This window comes from Flavobacterium sp. NKUCC04_CG, from assembly GCF_019345525.1.
Lineage (GTDB): Bacteria > Bacteroidota > Bacteroidia > Flavobacteriales > Flavobacteriaceae > Flavobacterium.
The window spans coordinates 73,597-79,596 of sequence record NZ_JAHKRA010000016.1 but is presented as its reverse complement, the minus strand read 5'-3'; the positions used below and the strand labels follow the sequence as shown (position 1 = coordinate 79,596).

The following is a 6,000-nucleotide window of genomic DNA, read 5'->3' as shown; positions in this document are numbered from 1 at the left end:
AGCCCCTTTCTTAACAGACTAATACCCCTTACTTTAGCTTTAGTGCAGATACTTAAAAAAGCGGATACGCGGATGGGCAGATGGGCGAATTCGCTTTAAAGTGCTGTGGGTTTAAAATTGCTGTGCTCTGTTAACTATTCTTGAATGCGGATACGCGGATGGGCGGATAGGCGAATTCGCTTTAAAATGTTGTGGGTTTAAAATTACTGTGTTCTGTTAACTATTCTTGAAGGCGGATACGCGGATGGGCAGATGGGCAGATGGGCAAATAGGCAAACAAAACACACCTATATAATGAAGGCGGATGGGCAGATGGGCGAATTCGCCATAAAATGCTGTGGGTTTAAAATTGAGGCATATAAATTAAAGGCACTCGCGAATCAGCGAATGGACGAATCAGCGAATAGGCAACCAAAACACACCTATATATAATGAAGGCGGATTCGCGAATGGGTTGATGGGCATATTCGCTTTAAAGTGCTGAAGATTTAAAATATGGGTTTGTAAATTAAGCGCACTCGCAAATGGGCAGATAGGCGGATAGGCAAATCCGCTTTAAAGCGTTATACTATACATAGAGGATAAATGCACTTTTGAAAGGCTGCAGCAAGAAAACATGCCACGCTTCACATAAAAAACCGGTGACGCTGCTTTTCTTAAATTATTCTCTGCTTAAAACAAAAAAACCCAGTGAAAAATCACTGGGTTCCCATTTTATAAAAAACCTAAAACATTCTAGAAAGCAGTTGAAATTCCAACTGTCAAACCTGCTGCTTCGGAAACCATTCTACATACACCTCCTACACATAACAATCCTCCACGCTGGCGACCATAACTAACAGACACACGTGTTTTACTTTTAGTATAACTCATACCTACATTATAGTAATGTATCTTTTGTTCTTCCTCTTCGTTGCCATAATTATAAATATCATTAACAAAAAAGCCGTAAGTCGAATTCAAATTGTATTCTAACATAGCTCCTGCCCAATTCTTTTTATCCTCATCAACCCAAATGTGCTGACCTTGTAAACGAACCGATTGAGCCGTACCAAATCTATAAGTAGCCTCAGCACCTACAAAATGTGAATTCACCTCACCAAAAGTATCTTCTACATATTTTTTATGATAATACTGCTTAAGGTAAGAAAATTTAGTATCCCATTTTTCAGTCCATCTCTTGGTTATTTCAATACCTAAATCCGAATAGTACTTTTGTCCAAATTCCAAAAATTCCACATCCATATTACGAGTTTCTAAATCCACGTTAGAATTTTTTAAACCAGACCAATATGACCCATTTAAAGCAATTTCAGTTCCGAATTGCCCACCTAAAGGAGACCCTTGTTCAAAAGTGTAAAACAAATCAACCTGTCCTCCAATTTCACCTGATTTTTCAAGCGGAATAAAAGTCAAATTGGGCTGTGCTTGATACACATAGATATTTTGCAACGAAAAATCATATTGTTTTGTCAAAGCAGGTATGTAGTTTACAACACCTTGATTGTATAAATTCCCTGCCAAACCTCTTTCTGAATAGAAACTAAAGTTTTCCATTCTTCTTAAATTTGCTGTTACTCCAAAACCTTTTTGCGAGTAACCCATATTCATCAATAAAGCACTACCACTTCTTTTTGGTAAATCGTTTTGAATTTCGAAAAATTCCACTGGTAAATCTTTTGATTTAAAAGCATATTCTACACCCCAATGAAAACCACCTTTACCCAAATCAACTCTTGCAGAGGTTACTGTTGTCGTCTTATCAGCATTTGGAAATAAATCCGTTATGTTTTCATATCGCAACACATAACTAGCTCCTAAGGCTAATTCAAAATCTTCCATACTCATTAGGTCTGAAAGACTCACCTCTAAGTTAGCACCATATAACATCGATTTGGCCAAATCAAACCCCATACCTATACGTTGTCTCCCTCCTAATAAAGTTGATTTAATTGCCTGATCGGCAAAAGTATAATTAATTCTTGCACCAAAAACAGCATTATTAATTCCCAATTGTCGGTCTTCCCATGACCTAAAAGCCAAACCGCTTCCGAATTGATCATAAAAATGCCCCACCGTAGCATCTACCCCTGATTCAGTATCATTAAACCTAGTATAAATAGTTCCTACATTAAATTTATCGAATAATTCATTATAGTTCATAGGCGCTTTTGGAGCATAGGACTCCAATTGTACACCAAATTCCCATTTTTTCAAATAATAATCTGCTTTTAAATAATTCCCTGAGCGAAAGCGCTCTTCAGCATCATTTTCAGATAACTTAATTTTATTGTCGTCAACATACCATTGTGAATTAGATTCTAATCCAACTTGTAATTGCCCATATGTATAAAAACCACTTAACGCCAAAAGCAAAGAGAGGAGTTTTTTCTTCATGTCTAACTATGTATTATTTCTTTAAATGTTTTTTTATAGCGGCATACATGGCTTTTTCCGAACCCGGAGTATAACTAGCATGCTCAAAAATAACCTCTCCTTTTAATAATACTAAAGTATAAGGCACATTCACAACGTTCATAGCTCTTTTAACTTGATGATTATCATCTAATAAAATCTTATAATCCCATCCTTTTCCACTGACCATTGGACGAACACGCTTACTCGTTCTAGCATCATCAATAGATATAGCAACCAACTCCACACCAGTCTCTTCTTGCCATTTTTCATACACAGCATGTATTGCTGTCAATTCATTGATACAAGGCCCACACCAAGTTGCCCAAAAACTAACAATAACGGGATTTTCATTAGAATTGTATTTAGAAAGTTCTACCCTCTTGCCATCTAAATCCTTAATCGTTGCAACAGGCAGTTTTCCCTTATTGCTCTGAGCAAAAACTCCAGCACCACTAGTAAGTAGCATGCAAATCACAAGAAATCCAAATCTCTTAATTTTCATAATTTAAAATATTTTTTTGTAAATATATAAAAAAAATAAACTAAAATTTCATATTTCAAATTTTTTGATTTACTTTGGTGCAGTTATACCAATCAACCAATTAATGTATATTGTTAAATTTCTAACAAAATTAACTTATGAATTCAATTATTAAATTTATCATGCCTCTAGTCCTTATTTTAGGACTATCAATCTCTTGTAGCAGTAGCGACGACTCGAATCCAGCACCGCCACCGCCACCGCCAGGACCAGCTACATCATCAATTAAACTAACTGCTTCTCAAACCTCATCGACTTTAATTGAAAATGTAACCTATGTTTTTACAGTCCTAGACGAAAAGGGAACCAATGTTTCAGAATCTGCCGATTTTGAAGTTAATGATATTACTATCCCAACAAATCAATTCACACCTGATGCAGTTGGTGAATATAAAGTAATAGCCAAATGGAACGGTTTAACTAGTAATTCTCTTTCAATTGTAGTAACAGTTGACCCTGTAGACAACACAAACAAATTTTTTGCTCACAAAGTATTAGTTGAAGATTTCACGGGAGCAGGTTGTGGATGGTGCCCAAGAGTATCAAAAGCAATTGAACTTGCCGAAGCCGCATCAGATAAAATGATTGCTGTTGCTATACATAATCCTGTTTTCGGACCAGATCCATTTACTTTTGCTGGAAGAGCCGTGTTAGAAAACAAACTGGGAGTAAGAGGTTATCCAACTGCATATATCAACAGAAGCACCTTATGGTCGCCACCTGAAAACACAAATTACCAAATACCAATAAACGCGCCGCATCTAAAAGAAAGCTCTCCAATTGGAATCAAAATAGAATCCAACTTAACAGCTACTTCTGGTACTGTTGATATCTCTTTATCTTTTAAAGAATCTTTTCAAAATCTTAAATACGTTGTATTTATAGTAGAAGACGGATTAAAGTACAAACAAACCAACTATACAAATTTATATGGTGGCGGAGGCACACTTCCTAATTTCATACATAACAACACCTTAAGAGCTACTTTTGGAAACTTACTTGGTACCAGCATAGACAATGCATCTTCTGCAAAAGATAGTAAAGTAACAATTAATACTTCTATCCCTACCTTTAAATCAGAAGACATCACTAAACTAAAAGTTGTAGTTGCTATTTTAGATGACAAAGGAGTTGTTTTAAACGTACAAAGAGCAGCAGCAAATCACACTCTTGATTTCGAATACGTTAATTAATTTTTTCAATTATAATCAATCTATAAGAGACCGTCCAAGTAAAATTTGGCCGGTCTCTTTTGTTTTTTAAAATTCCATGATAACCTCAGACGCCAAAATGGCTTAACACACAAAAAAGCAGCTTTTAAGCTGCTTTTTTGTGTTTTGTTCTATCACTATCATCTCTAAAAGCTTCGATCCTCCTCGCGTCTTTCCCAACACAGCCTCCACACCATAACATCTTTGTTTCTGCTTCTACAGCACTATAAACAAAACTCCACCGCCACAAAAACAGACTACAAACAAAAAAAGCCAGACATATGTCTAGCTTTCTTATTTTGCTCCCCCTCTTGGGCTCGAACCAAGGACCCTCTGATTAACAGTCAGATGCTCTAACCAACTGAGCTAAGGAGGAAGGTGTGTTACCTTTATTGCGATGCAAATATAGAATGAATTTTCAGAAAACGCAAGTCGTTTTCTGAAAATTTCTACTTTTTTAATTACTTAAATATTGCCTTATATATATCGTTCCCGTTTGCAAATAAAAGCAAGGCTATAAGTATAAAGAAACCAGCCATTTGCGCATTCTCCATAAATTTATCACTTGGTTTACGTCCTGTAATAATTTCATATAATAAAAACATTACATGACCTCCATCGAGTGCAGGAATAGGCAAAAGGTTCATCACCCCAAGCATAATAGACAAAACAGCCGTTATACTCCAAAAAGCTTCCCAACTCCAAAAGCTAGGAAAAATATCGAAAATAGCTTTAAAACCACCAACTCCTTTATACGCTCCCGTCTCTGGAGACGCAATCATTTTTAATTGCTTTCCATAGTCCATCAACTTCTCTTTACCCTTATTCATTCCTATCGGAATTGACTCCAAAAGTCCGTATTGCTCCTTATTGAATTTATATAAGCCCAATTGCTCCATATTTGAATAAGTCAATCCTGGAGCAAAAGCAACCCCTAATTTTCCGTCCTCGTTTACTTGAGCAGTTAGCAATTCTTCTTTTCCGTTGCGTTTTACAACGACATCCACAGTCTCACCTTTGTGTTGATTCAATACTCCTTGAACCTGATCGGCAAATTCGATTGGCTGTCCCGCAATAGCTGCGACTTGATCTTTAGGCTCAAAAACCTTAGCATTTGGACTATCTTCAGGCAATCCGGCAATGATAAACGGAATTCGAAGACTTACTAAACCCGGAGATTTATGTTGCATAATCTGATCGATAAAGTCCACTGGAAATACAATACTCTTTTCCTGACCGTCTCTCTCAACAAGCACTTCCTTTCCCATCAACAATTTACCGTTGATTTCGTTATAGGTTTCTATCTTTTTTCCGTCAACTGCGATAATTTTATCTCCAGTTTGCAAACCCGCCTGTTCCAAAGCAGGAGAGACCACCCAAACACCCTTTTTTATATCGTCATTCTTGATAAACAACTCCCCATAATAGTAAGTCATCCCAATATAAATTACAAAAGCTAAGATGAAGTTTACCGTAACGCCCCCTAACATGATGATTAATCTTTGCCAAGCTGGTTTCGAACGAAACTCCCACGGCTGTGGTTCTTGCTTCATTTGATCCGAATCCATACTCTCGTCAATCATACCTGAAATCTTTACATAACCACCCAAAGGCAACCATCCAATTCCATATACGGTATCGCCAATTTTCTTTTTAAACAGCGAAAACTTTACATCAAAAAATAAGTAGAATTTTTCAACTCTCGTTTTAAATATTTTAGCGGGAATAAAATGTCCCAATTCATGCAATACAATTAAAAGTGATAAACTCAATAAGAATTGAGAAAGCTTAATTACTATTTCCATTTTTTAATTTTAGATTCGATAATAT

At 36.3% G+C, this 6,000-nt stretch carries 4 protein-coding genes and 1 tRNA gene; 1 reads left to right on the top strand and 4 read right to left on the bottom strand.

All coding sequences use genetic code 11. From position 1 onward, the window contains the following. Positions 1 to 735: 735 nt before the first annotated feature. Both KO524_RS12270 and KO524_RS12265 read right to left on the bottom strand, forming a co-directional pair. A complete protein-coding gene (locus tag KO524_RS12270; protein WP_219294469.1) occupies positions 736 to 2,397 on the bottom strand; it encodes a DUF6029 family protein in 1,662 nt (553 codons plus the stop codon). Between the two features lie 13 nt (positions 2,398 to 2,410). Next, complete coding sequence (locus tag KO524_RS12265) at positions 2,411 to 2,920, bottom strand: TlpA disulfide reductase family protein (RefSeq protein ID WP_219294468.1); 510 nt, start codon at positions 2,918 to 2,920, stop codon at positions 2,411 to 2,413. Positions 2,921 to 3,057: 137 nt separating this feature from the next. On the opposite strand from KO524_RS12265, the gene KO524_RS12260 reads away from it, so the two are divergent. Continuing rightward, a complete protein-coding gene (locus KO524_RS12260; protein ID WP_219294467.1) occupies positions 3,058 to 4,152 on the top strand; it encodes an Omp28-related outer membrane protein in 1,095 nt (364 codons plus the stop codon). Positions 4,153 to 4,472: 320 nt separating this feature from the next. Here the strand turns inward: KO524_RS12260 and KO524_RS12255 are convergent. Both KO524_RS12255 and rseP read right to left on the bottom strand, forming a co-directional pair. Beyond that, positions 4,473 to 4,546: transfer RNA gene (locus tag KO524_RS12255), tRNA-Asn, on the bottom strand. A gap of 85 nt (positions 4,547 to 4,631) precedes the next feature. After that, positions 4,632 to 5,975: an RIP metalloprotease RseP gene (rseP, locus tag KO524_RS12250; RefSeq protein WP_219294466.1), complete on the bottom strand. Its 1,344-nt coding sequence runs from the start codon at positions 5,973 to 5,975 to the stop codon at positions 4,632 to 4,634. Between the last annotated feature and the right edge of the window lie 25 nt (positions 5,976 to 6,000).

Excerpts from the sequence above, each read along its gene's own strand:
- rseP (WP_219294466.1), bottom strand. The coding sequence starts at position 5,975 with ATGGAAATAGTAATTAAGCTTTCTCAATTCTTATTGAGTTTATCACTT.
- KO524_RS12260 (WP_219294467.1), top strand. The coding sequence starts at position 3,058 with ATGAATTCAATTATTAAATTTATCATGCCTCTAGTCCTTATTTTAGGA.
- KO524_RS12270 (WP_219294469.1), bottom strand. The coding sequence starts at position 2,397 with ATGAAGAAAAAACTCCTCTCTTTGCTTTTGGCGTTAAGTGGTTTTTAT.
- KO524_RS12265 (WP_219294468.1), bottom strand. The coding sequence starts at position 2,920 with ATGAAAATTAAGAGATTTGGATTTCTTGTGATTTGCATGCTACTTACT.